This is a genomic window from Allofournierella sp., from assembly GCF_048388525.1.
In the GTDB taxonomy this organism is placed as follows: Bacteria; Bacillota; Clostridia; order Oscillospirales; family Ruminococcaceae; genus BQOK01.
The window spans coordinates 17,758-31,973 of sequence record NZ_DBGCTQ010000053.1 but is presented as its reverse complement, the minus strand read 5'-3'; the positions used below and the strand labels follow the sequence as shown (position 1 = coordinate 31,973).

The following is a 14,216-nucleotide window of genomic DNA, read 5'->3' as shown; positions in this document are numbered from 1 at the left end:
GGCCTGTCCTTTGCAGGACAGGCCACCTGCCCATATGGGCTTTCCCTCATGCAGAAAACGATCAGGTCAGATCGCAGTTTGCCTCGCCGAACGCGGCGGTGCCCTTGGAAACGATCTCGTCGTACATCGCCTGCGCGGTCACCTCACCGGCCAGCAGCGCCTGGAACTTGGGCACAATGACCTCGTCCATGATCTGCTGCGCGGTGGCGCTCTGCTCGGCGGTGATGCCGGTGGGGGGCGCGATCACGGTGGTGATCATGCGGGCGGCGCAGTCCACGTTGCCCTGGTCCCGCTCGCCCACGTCCATGGTGGCCAGCGCCTCGCGGGAGGTCTTGCTCACGCCGTCCAGGCAGGTCGCGGCGTCCACATAAGCGGCGCGCTCACCGGAAGACAGGAAGTACAGCGCCTTCATCACGTTCTGGGTGTGCTCGTCGGTGGTGTTCTGGTTGCGGAAGGCCACCAGGCCGTCCACCGCGCCAAAGCAGGTCTCGGTCACACCCTCCATGGTGGGCACGGGCAGGAACGCGTAGTTCACGGGGATGGAATTCTCCACCGCGGTGCCGTCATTGGCCTCCAGGGCAGCGTTGTTCTTGGTGATATTGATCTCAAACAGGGGCATCGCCTTGCCAAAGATCATGGCGTTGCCGGTCTCGCACATTACCATCCGCTGCGAGGCCTCCACGCCGTAGTTGGGCATGTAGCCGGAGGAGGTCATCTCCTCCACCGCCTTCAGCAGGTTCAGCATCTTGGTGCTGGTGTAGGCGTACTTCAGGTCAGAGGTAAAGGCGTTGTTCAGCCCGGCGCTCACCCCGAAGATGGTCAAAAAGTCAGAGGCGGTCACCCCGGAGTTCGCAAACACAAAGCCGAAGCAGTCCTTGGTGGTGCCGGCCTTGATGGCAGCCATAAACTCGTCGTAGGTCCAGCCGCTGGACTGCACCTTGGCCACGTCCACGCCGGCGGCGGTGAGCATGTCCTTGTTGGCGCCCAGGGCCTGGATGGTGATGTACAGGGGCAGGCCGTACACGTTGCCCTCAATGGTCATGTAGTCCAGCGCGTTCTGGTCAAAGTCGGCCAGCAGCGTCGGATCCATCACTTCCGACAGGTTCAGCGCGGTGCCGTTCTCCACATAGGTACCGATCGCGGCGTAGGCCATCTCGGCGATATCGGGCGCCTCGCCCGCGTTCGCCATGGTGGAAAGCTTGGTGTTGTGGTCGTCCCAGGAGGTGCCGATCACCTCCATGGTCAGGTTCGGGTACATCTCGTGGAACTCGGCGGCCCACTCGGTCATCTTTTCCAGATAATCATTGGTCACAGGGGGCACCAATACGGTAATGGTGTCTTCCGCCCCAGCGGTGGAAGACGCGCCGGAGGCCGGCGTGGACGCGGGCGCGCTGGACGGCGCTCCGCCGCAGGCGGTGAGCAGGCTGACCAGCATCAGCACCGCCAAAGACAAAGCCAGAAACTTTTTCATGCGATAATCCTCCTTTGTGAATCCGGCCCGGCGGCACTTCCCGCCGGGACTGTTTCTTTTTAAATTGTATTCTTTTTTCACAAAAGTGTCAATATATTGAAACTTTATTTCAAAATCAGTTTGAACTTTTGTTAATCCAGCCAGATATCCCAGCCTTTCTCTGTGGGAGTTGTACAAGAAAAGGGTGACCCTTTGTGAAACTTTCGCGGCTTATTTTATACATTTTAACCTGGTTTTAAAAAAGCCCTGTCCTGCCGCGCCTGGGGGGCCTCGCCGGCAGGCAGGCGTCTTTAAAACAAGGGGGGCCGCGGCCCGCAGCGCGGGGCGGGGGCTTTAGCGGGCGGCCTTTCCACTGCAAAAAGAGCGGCGCGGCCCTGTTCAGGCTCAACAGGGGCCGCTCCGCTCTTTTCGTTTTTTGCTCCCGCCGGGGCAGGGGCCGCGCCGGGCGCTCAGTCCAGTTCCAGCGCGCCGGTGTACAGCTGGTAATAGGTGCCTTTCTGGGCGATCAGCGCCTCATGGGTGCCCCGCTCGATGATGCGCCCATGATCCAGCACCATAATGGCGTCCGAGTTTTTCACGGTGGACAGCCGGTGCGCGATCACAAACACCGTGCGCCCGGTCATCAGCGCGTCCATGCCCTGCTGCACGATGGCCTCGGTGCGGGTGTCGATCGAGCTGGTGGCCTCGTCCAGCACCATCACGGGCGGGTCCGCCACCGCGGCCCGGGCAATGGCCAGCAGCTGCCGCTGCCCCTGCGAAAGGTTCGCCCCGTTGCCGGTCAGCGGCGTGTCGTAGCCCTGGGGCAGCCGGGTGATGAAGTCGTGCGCCCCCGCCAGCTTTGCGGCGGCGATGCACTCCTCGTCGCAGGCCTCCAGCTGCCCGTAGCGGATGTTCTCCATCACGGTGCCGGTGAACAGGTTCGTGTCCTGCAGCACCACGCCCAGGCTGCGGCGCAGGTCGGCCTTTTTGATCTTGCGGATGTTGATGCCGTCGTACCGGATCTTGCCGTCCGCAATCTCGTAAAAGCGGTTGATCAGGTTGGTAATGGTGGTCTTGCCCGCGCCCGTGGCCCCCACAAAGGCCACCTTCTGGCCCGGCTGCGCATACAGGCTCACGTCGTGCAGCACGGTCTTGTGCGGCTCGTAGCCAAAGTCCACGTCAAAAAAGCGCACGTCGCCCTTCAGGCGGGCGTAGGTCACGGTGCCGTCGCCGTGGGGGTGCTTCCAGGCCCACACGCCGGTGCGCTCGGGGCATTCCACCAGCTCGCCGTTCACCTCTTTGGCGTTCACCAGGGTCACATAGCCCTCGTCGGCCTCGGGCGCCTCGTCGATCAGGTCAAAAATCCGTTTTGTGCCCGCCAGGCCCATCACCACGGCGTTCACCTGGTTTGACACCTGGCCGATGTTGCCGCAGAACTGCTTGGTCATATTCAAAAAGGGCACCACGATGCTGATGCTGAACGCAAGGCCCGAAACGCTCAGGTTCGGCGCGCCGGTCACCAGCAGCACGCCGCCGGCCAGCGCCACCACCACATACAGCACATTGCCGATGTTCATCAAAATGGGCATCAGCATGTTGGCGTAGCGGTTGGCTTTTTCCGCATCGGCGAACAGCGCGTCGTTCACCGCGTCAAAATCAGCCTCGGCCCGGCGCTCGTGGCAGAAGACCTTCACCACTTTCTGGCCGTTCATCATCTCCTCCACAAAGCCCTCGGTGCGGGCCAGCGCCTGCTGCTGACGCACAAAATATTTGGCCGATGCGCCGCCCACCTTTTTGGTCACGGCCACCATAAACACAACGCCCGCCAGCACCACCAGGGCCAGCCACAGGCTGTAATAGACCATAATGCCGAACACGGTGAGCACCGTCACTGCCGAGATCATCAGCTGGGGGAAACTCTGCGAAATCATCTGCCGCAGGGTGTCGATGTCGTTGGTGTAGTAGCTCATCACGTCGCCGTGGTTGTGGGTGTCAAAATATGCAACAGGCAGGTCCTGCATGCCGTCGAACATCTTTTCCCGCAGCTTTTCAAGCGAGCCCTGTGTGATAACGGCCATGAGCTGGGTGTAGGCAAAGCCCGCGGCCAGGCTGATCGCGTAAAAAACGCCCAGCAGGCCCACCAGGCCCAGAATATGGCCCCCCACCCCGGCCCAGTCGCCGGTCTGCCAGCTTTGCTCCACGGCGGCAATCACATTCTGCATAAAGATCGAGGGCACCGAACTCACCACCGCGTTCAGCAGGATGCACACGATCACCACTGGCATCAGCGCCGGGTAAAAGCCAAACAGGGTCCTGATCAGCCGCCCCAGCACGCCCTTCGGCGCGCGGCGGCCGGTTTTTTTACTGCTCATCCTTGTCACCTGCCTTGTTCTGCGAGATATACACCTCTTGATAGATATCGCTGGTGCGCATCAGCTCCTCGTGGGTGCCCACCACGTCGATGGTGCCGCCCTTCATCACTACAATACGGTCTGCGTCCTGCACCGAGGCAGTGCGCTGCGCGATAATGATCTTTGTGGTTTCGGGGATATACTCTCTCAGCGCCTTGCGGATCAGCGCGTCGGTGCGGGTATCCACCGCGCTGGTCGAGTCGTCCAGGATCAGGATCCTGGGCTTTTTCAGCAGCGCCCGGGCAATGCACAGCCGCTGCTTTTGCCCGCCCGACACATTCGCCCCGCCCTGCTCAATGTAAGTATCGTAGCCGTCCGGGAACTGGCGGATGAATTCGTCCGCCTGGGCAAGGCGGCAGGCCTCCTCCAGCTCGGCGTCGGTGGCGTTCTGGTTGCCCCAGCGCAGATTTTCCTTGATGGTGCCCGAAAACAGCACATTTTTTTGCAGCACCACGGCCACCGCGTCCCGCAGGGTTTCCAGGTCGTACCGGCGCACGTCCACGCCGCCCACCCGCACGGTGCCCTCGGTGGCGTCGTAAAGCCGTGAGATCAGCTGGATCAGGGTCGATTTTGACGACCCTGTGCCGCCGATGATCCCGATGGTTTCGCCCGGGCGCACATGCAGGTCAATGTGTTCCAGCGCCATGCGCTCCGCGCCCTTGGCGTACTGAAAGGCCACCCCGTCAAAATCAACCGAGCCGTCCTTCACCTGCATCACCGGCTGGTCGGGGTTGCGGATGGCGCTCTCCTCCCGCAATACCTCCACAATGCGCTGCGCCGATTCGCTGGCCATGGTAATCATCACGAACACCATCGACAGCATCATCAGGCTGTTCAGGATCTGGAAGCTGTAGGTCAAAAGCGACGACATCTGCCCCACATCCAGCGCGAGGCCCCGGCTGGTGATAATGGTGTAGGACCCGTAGGACAGCACGAACACCATGGCCGCGTACAGGCAGAACTGCATCAGGGGGTTGTTGATGGCCAGAATGCGCTCCGCCCGGGTAAAATCAGCCCGCACATCCTGGGCGGCGGCGCCGAATTTTTTCTTTTCATGTTCCTCCCGCACGTAGGATTTTACCACCCGGATGCCCTTGATGTTCTCCTGCACCGAGCTGTTCAGCGCATCGTATTTGCGGAACACCCGCCGGAACAGCGGCATGGTCCTGCGCACGATCACCGCCAACCCAATGCCCAAAACAGGGATGGTAAATAAAAAGACAAACGCCATCCTGCCCCCCATCACATAGGCCATGATAAACGAAAAGACCAGCATCAGCGGGCAGCGGATGGCCGTGCGCACGATCATCATGTAGGCGTTCTGCACGTTGGTCACATCGGTGGTCAGGCGGGTCACCAGCGAGGAGGTCGAAAATTTATCGATATTCTCAAACGAGTAGCCCTGTATTTTGTAAAACATGTCCCTGCGCAGGTTGCGGGCAAAGCCGCAGCTGGCGGTGGCGCAGGCCGAGCCGGCCAGCGCGCCGAACACAAGCGACAGCCCCGCCATCACCACCAGCACAAGGCCGTAGCCGAGGATCACGTTCACCGTGCAGCCCGCCTTGATCTGGTTCACCAGGTTTGCGGTGATAAAGGGGATGATGCACTCCATCACCACCTCCCCGCTCACCAGCACCGGTGCGGCCAGCGAGGGCTTTTTATATTCCCGTATACTTTTTGCAAGTTCCTTCAGCATAACAGCCGCCTCTCTTTCCCCTGAGGCAGGGCTTGTTTTTCCCACCTCGTTTTGTTATGAACCTAACATTTACCGCAAAAAAACGCGCGCCGCGGCCCCTCCCGCCGCCCGCTCAGGCGCCCAGGTTTTCACTCATCTGCTCTGCCACCCGCAAAAACACCTGCAATTCGCCCGGGTCCACGCCCCGGACCAGCAGCGCCTCGGTCTCGCGGATGCAGTCTCGCATCTGCGCGTGGATCGCGCCGGCCTTCTTGGTGGGCACCAGGCTTTTCAGCCGCGCGTCGCAGGGCACACTCTCCCGCCGGATCAGCCCGTTCTTTTCCAGCAGCTGCAAAATGCCGGTGGCGGTGGAGCGGCGCAGGGTAAACGCCTGTTCTACATCCCGCTGGAACACCTGCCCCTCCCTGCACATGTCGATGATATAGTGCAGCACCCGGCCCTGCACGCCGGTCACACCCATTCCGCCCAGCCGCCCGTCCATGCGCCGTTTGATCTGGTGCGCCAGCTGGTTGATCCTGCGCCCGCAGTCGTTTTCGCCCTTCATTTCCGCCTCCCGCCGGTCTCCCGGCCCGTTCCGTTTTACGCAGCCGTTTTGTGCTTCAGGCCCAAAACGGATTTTGTTAGGTTGCTAACATATTATAGAGAGCATTTCCCCTTCTGTCAAGGGCGCGTCGCACTTTCCTCAATTTTTTCACAACCGTTTTTTTTCGGGCAAAAAGGTGGTATCCTTAAAGAAAAGCCCTGCGCCCTCGAGGCCGCGGGGGATGCGAAAGGGAGCGCTCTTTCATGTACGACGAACTCACCCCCCTGGACCTGCATACCATGCAGCAGGAGATCGACCACCGCATCCTGGTGCTGCGCCCCCAATACATCCGCGAGGTGCAGGAGGCCCGCGCCTTTGGCGATTTGAGCGAAAACTTTGAATACAAAGAGGCAAAGCGCCAAAAAAACCGCAACGAGAGCCGCATCCGCTATCTTCAGCGCATGATAAACACCGCCCGGGTGGTCCAGCCCGGGCAAAGCGGCGGCGGCGTGGGCCTGTTCGACCATGTGGAGCTGTATTTCCCCCAGGACGGCGAGACCCTGCGGGTGCAGCTGGTCACCACCCTACGGGTGAACGCGGGCGAGGGGTATATCAGCCGCGAGTCTCCTTTGGGGCGGGCCATTTTCGGGCGTGCCGCGGGCGAGCGGGTGCAGGTACAGGTAAACGGCCAGGTCTCCTACCCGGTCGAGATCCGCGCCGTACGGCCGGGCGAAGAAGACCCATCGCTGCCCATCAGCCAGTACTGAGGCGGGTCTTTCGGGGGCGTTTTCCCCTTTTTCCGCGCAGAAAATGTCGGCAGGCGGCAAATCACGTTGAGTTCCGGCCCTGTTTGCACTATAATGGAACCAATAAGGTTGTCCCGCGGGGCAACCGCCCTTTGTCGGCTCTGCGCGCCGCCGGTGCGGCGCGCCCGGCCCTTCAGTGAGGTGTGGCGCTTATGTTGCAGCCGAGCGATCCAATCAGAACTCCGGCCGCGGGCGGCAGCCCCGGCGGGCAGCAGCCCAGCCCGTTTTTCCCCTCCCCCACCCTGGACCGGCAGGAGCTGGACCGGCAGCTGGGCGCCCGCGGGTGGGATATCCTGAGCAAAAGCATCCCCGGCGGCATGATGGGCGGCTATCTGGAGCCGGGCTTTCCGCTGTATTTTGTCAACGATTTCATGCTCTCGTATCTCGGCTACAGCTACGACGAGTTCGTGGCCGCCATCGGCGGCAAGGTCATCAACTGCATGCACCCGGCCGACCGGGAGCGGGTGGACCGGCAGGTGGAAGAGGCATTCTCCCGGGGCGCTGTCTACGAGGTCCAATACCGGATGCAAAAGAAGGACGGCAGCTACATCTGGGTGAACGACGTGGGCAAAAAGGGCCTCGCCGAGGATGGCCGCGGCGTCTGCATCAGCGTCATCCGGGATATTTCCGCCGAGCGGGAAAACCGCGAACGCCTGGAGCGCCAGGCCGCCGGGCAGCGGCGGCTGGCGGCCGGCTACGACCATCTGTTCCAGTCGGTGCTGTGCGGCATCGTGCAGTACACCCTGTCCGGCCGGGGCGTCGTTTTCAAAAAGGCCAACCGGGAGGCCATCCGCATCTTCGGCTACGAGCCCGATGAATTTTGGCAAAAAAGCGATTGGGATCTCGCGGCGCTGATCGCCCCCGAGGACCGCCGGCGCGTGCTGGCCGGCGCCGCCACCCTGCACCGCGTGGGCGACAAAAGCCCCTACGAGTATCGTCTGCTGCAAAAAAGCGGCGCCTATTGCTGGATCATCGGCAGCGCGGAGCTGCTGGTCAACAGCGAGGGCGAGCAGGTGATCCAGAGCGTCTTCCTGGACATCGACGAGCGCAAAAAGGCCGAGCAGCGCAGCCTGCTTCTCGCCCGGCAGGTGGAGGCCAGCAGCGAGGTCCTTCACCTGGCGCTCAAGGGCACCTCCACCTGCGAATTTTTTTACGACCCCGACGCCCGCGAGTGCCGCATGCCCGCGCGCACCTGCCGGGTGTACCAATGCGCCGGGCAGTACGCCGGCATGCCCGGCAGCTTTGCCTCCCAGCAGGTGGATCCCGCCCACCGGGCCGCTTACTGCCAGGCTTTCGAGCGCATCCACGGGGGAGAAGCGGCCTCCTCCTGCGAGTTCCGCAGCCTGAAAAGCGGCCTCTGGTGCCGCCAGACCCTGTCGGTCATCCACACCGGCGAGGGCGGCGCGCCCCGGCTCGTGGTGGGCATCCTCGAAGACATCACCCGCCAAAAAGAGATGGAGCAGGCGCTGGAGGAAGCCCGCTCCCGCGACACGCTCACCGGTCTTTACAACAGGGAGTGCGGCGTGCAGCTCATCCAGCAGTATCTCGCCGGCAGGGCTCCCGGCGAGCACGGGGTCCTCATGCTGCTGGACATGGACGATTTCGAGGCGATCAACCAGCGGGAGGGCAGCATTTTTGCCGACGCCCTCCTGCAGGAGACCGCCGGCCTGCTGTGCGCCGAGACCGGCCCGGAGGATATCCAGGTCCGCCTCGGGGGCGACGAGTTTATGCTCTTTCTCAAGCACTCCAACAAGGCGCAGGCCACGGTCACGGGCCCCCGCATCGCCGCGCTGGTGCAGGGCATCCTGGCAAACGCCGAAAAGCCGCTGCCCGTCTCGGTCAGCATCGGCATGTGCAGCACCGAGGTGGTGGGCGACTACAATTCCCTCTACCGCTGTGCCGAGAGCACCCTCAAATACGTCAAGGAGCACTGCAGGGGCCAGGCCGCCTGCTATCTCGACACCTCCCACGAGATGGGCGTCTTTCTCACCCAGCTCTACACCGACGAACACCCTGTCAACCCCATCGAGACCGAGGGCTCCCGGCGCGGGGAGGATCTTGTCTCCTTCGCGCTGGACCTGCTGGGCAAGGCAAAAAACCTTAACGACGCGGTATTCCTTTTGCTCTCCCGCATCGGCCGCACCTTCCACTTTGACCGGGTGAGCATCATCGAGGCCAACCGGGAATACCTCACCTATCGCTTTTCCCACCAGTGGGCCCGCAGCCGCGCCGATCTGCAGCTGGGCCAGTCCTTTTATGTGTCCGAGCAGGATTTCGAGCTCTGCACCGCCATGTACGACGAGGACGGCCTGGCCGACCACAATCTGCACGAGGGGATCTCGCACATCGCCTCCTGCCTGCACGCCGGCATCTGGGACTACGGCGAATATGTGGGCTCCATGAGCTTCGAGATCGACCAGCCCGGGTATCGCTGGACCCCCGAACAGCGCAGGCTGCTCAAGGAGCTGGTGGGCATCGTGCCCTCCTTCATCATGAAATCCAAGGCCGACGCCCTCAGTAAAGCCAAAACCGACTTTCTCTCCCGCATGTCCCACGAGATCCGCACCCCCATGAACGCCATCAGCGGCATGACCACCATCGCCCAAAGCGTGGCGGGCGACCGGGCCAAAACCCTGGACTGCCTGCAGAAGATCGAGTCGGCCAACGCCTATCTTCTCAGCCTCATCAACGACATCCTGGATATGTCCCGCATCGAGAGCGGCAAGCTCGAGCTCCACTGCGAGGCCGTGGACCTGGCGCAGCTGCTGGGCGACCTCGAGGCCCTCTTCCGGGCGCAGGCTCTCGAGAAGGGCCTTGCGCTGCGCTTTGAAAACGGCCGCGCCGCCAACGCCCCGCTGCTGGCCGACCGCCTGCGTCTGAACCAGGTGCTGGTAAACATCATCGGCAACGCGGTCAAATTCACCGACCAGGGCGGCGTCACCGTCCGGGTCGACGAGCTCGGGGCCCAGCCCAATGCCGTGGCGCTTCGCTTCAGCGTGTCCGACACCGGCGTGGGCATCGAGCCCGCGGCCCAGGGCCGCATCTTCAACGCCTTCGAGCAGGCCGACGCCGGCACCGCCGCCCGCCGGGGCGGCACCGGGCTGGGCCTGTCCATCTCCAGCCGGCTGGTGCAGATGATGGGCGGCACGCTCGAGGTTCACAGCCAGCCGGGCAAGGGCTCGGAATTTTTCTTCACCCTCACCCTCGGCTGCGCCCCCGCCGGGCCGGCGCCGGCCCCCGCTGCGCCATGCCCCGTCCCCCGGAGGGATTTCACGGGCTGCACCATTCTCCTGGCCGAGGACAACGAGCTCAACCGCGAGATCGGCCAGACCATCCTCCAGATGAACGGCTTTACCGTGGTCTGCGCCACCGACGGCCGCGAGGCGCTGGAACTGTTCTGCGGCTCGCCGGCCGGCCGCTTCGGCGCCATCCTCATGGACATCCGCATGCCCGTAATGGACGGCCTCGAGGCCACCCGCCGCATCCGCACCTCCGGCCGCCCCGATGCGCGCACCGTGCCCATCATCGCCCTCACCGCCAACGCCTTCGATGAAGACAGCAAAAAATCCATCGCCAGCGGCATGAACGGCCATCTCTCCAAGCCCGTCCAGGTCGACCGCCTGCTGGAACTGCTGGCGGAATCCCTGCCCCTGGGGCCGGCCGTAACCTGAAGCCACAAGGTGGAAAACCAGATGGAACAGCGAAAAGACATGTTGTATCTGCTCAAGTCCCGCGGCGTCTGTGCGCGGGGCTTTTTTCAGATCGGCTCCGACCCCGGCGCCTGTTACGGCGTGAGCCGGGGCGGCGCGGTCTACGGCCTCGACCTCGGCCCGGCCCCGCTGGATGAAAACGACATTTGGGAGCGGCTGGAACAGATCCATCCCATCTCCAAAGCAGAATTCGAGGCCGCGCAGAGCCGGCATCGGGGCGCCCCCACCGCCGCGCAGCTGGAGCCCCTCGCACAGTGGTTCGCGGCGGAATATTCCGGCCGCCACGCCCTGGGCCGCTGGAAAGCCGCCGCCCGTTACGGCGAGGAGACCATGCGCCGCATCGCCGGCCGCGCCGCCGGGCTGCTGGCCGCCGAAAGGGCCCTGGACCGGGCCGGTCAAAAGCGGCTGCGGGACCGCATGTTCGCGGACCTTGCCCGCGCCCGGGCCGAGCAGCTGTCCCGCGGGCCCGGCCGCCCTTTTAAAGAGAACGGGCCTTAAAGGGCGGGCGCGCCAGGGCAGCGGCTGTTCTTGCCCCCGGCGCATCCCGCAAGCCGCCTCAAAACGCAAAAGCCGCCCTTCCCATCAGCAGGGAAGGGCGGCTTTTTGCGTTTCTACTCTTCCGCGGCCGGGCAGCCGCAGGCTGTGCCGGGGGCTTCGGCGGCGCTTCCAAACAGGGGCAGCAGGTCCGTCACGTCCTGCAGCGGGTAACCGGCTTCCCTTGCCTGTGCGGCACAGGCAAGCCCCGCGCACGCAAAGCCGCCGGCGGCCGCGGCCTGCGCCCCGGCCGCCGCGTCCTCCACCACAAGGCACTGCCGCGGCTCCAGCCCCAGCAGCTCCGCCGCCTTCAGGAACACCTCCGGATCGGGCTTCGAGCGGCGCAGCATCGTGCCGTCCACCACCGCGTCCAGCAGGCCGTCCAGTTCCACCCGGCGCAAAATCATCGGCGCGTTTTCGCTGGCGCTGGCCACCGCCAGCCGCACGCCCTGCGCCCGCAGCGCTTTCAGCATTTCCCGGGTGCCGCGCGGCACGTCCGCCGGGGTCAATTGCTCCAGCAGGGTGCGGTAGTACGCGTTTTTCTCCCGGGCCAAAGCGTCCTTTTCGGGCTGCGGCAGCTCCATCGCCGCGCCCTTTAAAATCAGCTCCACGCTGGCGCTGCGGCTCACGCCCCGCAGCTGTTCGTTCACAGCCTCGCTGAAGGGAATGCCCCTTTGCGCACAGGCGTGCGCCCACGCCTCGCAGTGAAGCCGGTCGGTGTGGCACAAAACGCCGTCCAGATCAAACACAACACCGTCGAACCGCCTGGGCGGCGTATCCGCCGCGCGCTCCCCGCCGGGCTCCAGCCACAGGCGCGCGCCCTGGTGGAGCAGGGCCATGGCCTCCCCCTCCTCCAGCAGATAAGCTGTCTGCGCCCGCCTCACACAGACCCGCAGCCGCCTGCCCCGCCAGCGGACGCAAAAGCCGTACTGTTCCCAGCCCTGCGGCAGGCAGGGGCGAAACGCCAGCAGCCCGCCTTTTTGCCGCATGCCGGCAAAGCCGTACACCACGCTGAGCCAGGTGCCTGCCATGTTGGCCATGTGCAGCCCGTCCCGCGAGTTGCCGTGGCTGTCGTCCAGGTCCAGCCGCGCCGACCCCTCAAAAAACGCATACGCCTTTTCATGGTAGCCGATCTCGCTGGCCACAATGCTGAACACCGTTTTGGAAAGGGAGGAGTCGTGGGTGGTGAGCGGCTCGTAAACGTCAAAAATCTTTCGCTTTTGCAGCAGGTCAAATCTCTCCCCCCGCAGCAGCAGGGCCAATACCAGATCTGCCTGCTTGCAGACCTGGTGGCGGTAGATGACCAGGGGGTGGTAGTGCAGCAAAAGCGGGAAATTTTCTTGGGGGATCGTTTGCAGCGGCCAGGGCACGCGCTGGAAAAAGGCGTCGTCCTGCAAATAAACGCCCCGCGCCTCATCGTAGGGTAGGTACATGCTTTGGGCCGCGGCGCGCCAGGCGCCGGGTTCCTCCTCCCCCAGGCCGATGCGCCGGAACAGCGCCCCGGCCGCTGCGGGATAGGTTTCCCGCAGCCAGGCCGTCCACCGCGCCGCCTGCTCCAGGTTCTCGGCAGCCATCAGGTTGGTGTAGCAGTTGTTGTTCACCAGCACGCTGTATTCGTCCGGCCCCGTGACCCCGTCGATGCAAAAGCGCCCGCCCTGTTCCGCGCTGTAAAAGCCCAGATCCAGCCAAAGGCGCGCCGTTTCCGCCAGGATCTCCACGCCGCATTCCCGCATAAAAGCCTCGTCGCCCGTCGTCTCGGCATACAGGGCCACGGCGTTGGCGATGTCGGCGTTGATATGATACTGGGCCGTGCCCGCCGGGTAATAGGCCGAGCACTCCTCGCCGTTGATGGTCCTCCAGGGAAACAGCGCCCCCCGGGGGTGTCCCGTCTCCCGGGCGCGGGCGCGGGCCTGGTCCAGGATGGAGTAGCGGTAGCACAAAAGCGACCGGGCGATCCCGGGCAGGGTATACAGAAAAAACGGAAAAATATAGGTTTCGGTGTCCCAAAAATAGTGGCCCTCGTAGCCCTCCCCGCTCAGCCCCTTGGCGGAAATATTTGTCTTGCCGTCCCGCCCGGCGGACTGAAACACCTGGAACAGGCTGAACCGCAGCCCCTGCAAAAGGCGCGGGTCCCCCTCGATCGAAAGGCCCGTGTTTGTCCAGAACTCTTCCAGCGCCTCCCGCTGCGCCGTTTGTAGCCGCTCCGCGTCGACAGCGGCCTGCCGGGCCTGCGCCTGTGCCCGGCGGCCCAGCGCCGCCGCCTGCCCGGCCGGGCCGTGAGTATACGCCACGAACTTTTCCAGCAGCACAGCGCCGCCGGCACAGTAGGTGCAGCACACTTCCTGCGCATTCTGGCTGCAAACAGCCGTTACCGGCGCGGCCGACCGCACGCGGTGTACTGCTGCGCAGGCATAGGCCAGGGCCGAACGGCGCGTCGCCTGCACCAGCATACAACCGTCGCCCTGCGCTCTGAACTGCATCGTTTTCAGCGGCGCGCCGTCCAGGCAGGAGCCCACCCGCGGATCCTCCCGGGCGGCGGTATTTTTGGCCCGGGCGTCGATGGCGCTCTCGATCCGCACCTGTTTTACCCCTTCCAGCGGCTCCACCGCGCAGCGCAGGCAGGCAACATCTCCGCCCGAAAGCGAAACCATGCGCTCAAACCGCACCCGCGCGGTACGCCCCTCCGGCGAGCGCCACTCGAATTCCCGGGTGAGCGCGCCCTCCTTCATCGAGAGCACGCGCCGGTAATTTTTCACCTCGCCCCGCGCCAGGCACAGCTCCTCGCCGTCCAAAAAAATGCGGATCCGCTTTGCGTTGGCAAGGTTGAGCATGGTCTGCCCGTTGCGGGCATAGCCATAGGCCGTTTCCCCGTAACGGATGGGCGCGGTATCATAAAAGCCGTTTAGATAAACTCCTTCGCGCGCGCCCGGATAGCCTTCCTCAAAATCCCCCCGGAAGCCCAGGGAGCCGTTCCCCAGGGTGAAAAGGGATTCGCCGCGGCCCAGGGCGGCGGGGTCGAACCGGTCCTCTGTCATATAAAAGCTGTCGTCCGGGCCGCTTGTGCGCTTTGTCCCTTCCATGTTGTT

The 14,216-nt window shown here is 63.8% G+C and carries 8 protein-coding genes; 3 read left to right on the top strand and 5 right to left on the bottom strand.

All coding sequences use genetic code 11. From position 1 onward, the window contains the following. Positions 1-61 precede the first annotated feature (61 nt). The 4 genes from ACMLHZ_RS06435 to ACMLHZ_RS06420 form a co-directional block, all read right to left on the bottom strand. Positions 62-1,471 (bottom strand): ABC transporter substrate-binding protein, encoded by a 1,410-nt coding sequence (locus ACMLHZ_RS06435; protein ID WP_418666945.1) that lies wholly within the window; start codon positions 1,469-1,471, stop codon positions 62-64. Positions 1,472-1,920: 449 nt separating this feature from the next. Beyond that, the gene (locus ACMLHZ_RS06430; RefSeq protein ID WP_418666944.1) at positions 1,921-3,822 is read right to left on the bottom strand and encodes an ABC transporter ATP-binding protein; all 1,902 of its coding nucleotides are present in this window, start codon (positions 3,820-3,822) and stop codon (positions 1,921-1,923) included. Next, positions 3,812-5,557: an ABC transporter ATP-binding protein gene (locus tag ACMLHZ_RS06425; RefSeq protein WP_418666943.1), complete on the bottom strand. Its 1,746-nt coding sequence runs from the start codon at positions 5,555-5,557 to the stop codon at positions 3,812-3,814. Before ACMLHZ_RS06425 ends, ACMLHZ_RS06430 begins: the two co-directional genes overlap by 11 nt. 112 nt (positions 5,558-5,669) lie before the next feature. After that, positions 5,670-6,101, bottom strand: coding sequence for a MarR family winged helix-turn-helix transcriptional regulator (locus ACMLHZ_RS06420; protein ID WP_418666942.1), 432 nt, complete (start codon positions 6,099-6,101; stop codon positions 5,670-5,672). A gap of 242 nt (positions 6,102-6,343) precedes the next feature. Here ACMLHZ_RS06420 and ACMLHZ_RS06415 point away from each other — a divergent pair, with 242 nt between their 5' ends. The 3 genes from ACMLHZ_RS06415 (at position 6,344) to ACMLHZ_RS06405 (ending at position 11,094) form a co-directional block, all read left to right on the top strand. After that, positions 6,344-6,847 (top strand): GreA/GreB family elongation factor, encoded by a 504-nt coding sequence (locus ACMLHZ_RS06415; protein WP_418666941.1) that lies wholly within the window; start codon positions 6,344-6,346, stop codon positions 6,845-6,847. A gap of 191 nt (positions 6,848-7,038) precedes the next feature. Then, positions 7,039-10,557, top strand: a complete 3,519-nt coding sequence (locus ACMLHZ_RS06410; protein WP_418666940.1) for a PAS domain-containing protein — start codon at positions 7,039-7,041, stop codon at positions 10,555-10,557. Between the two features lie 21 nt (positions 10,558-10,578). After that, the gene (locus ACMLHZ_RS06405; RefSeq protein ID WP_418666939.1) at positions 10,579-11,094 is read left to right on the top strand and encodes a hypothetical protein; all 516 of its coding nucleotides are present in this window, start codon (positions 10,579-10,581) and stop codon (positions 11,092-11,094) included. 113 nt (positions 11,095-11,207) lie between these two features. On the opposite strand, the gene pgmB is transcribed toward ACMLHZ_RS06405, so the two are convergent. Then, a complete protein-coding gene (pgmB, locus tag ACMLHZ_RS06400) occupies positions 11,208-14,210 on the bottom strand; it encodes a beta-phosphoglucomutase (RefSeq protein ID WP_418666938.1) in 3,003 nt (1,000 codons plus the stop codon). Positions 14,211-14,216 lie beyond the last annotated feature (6 nt).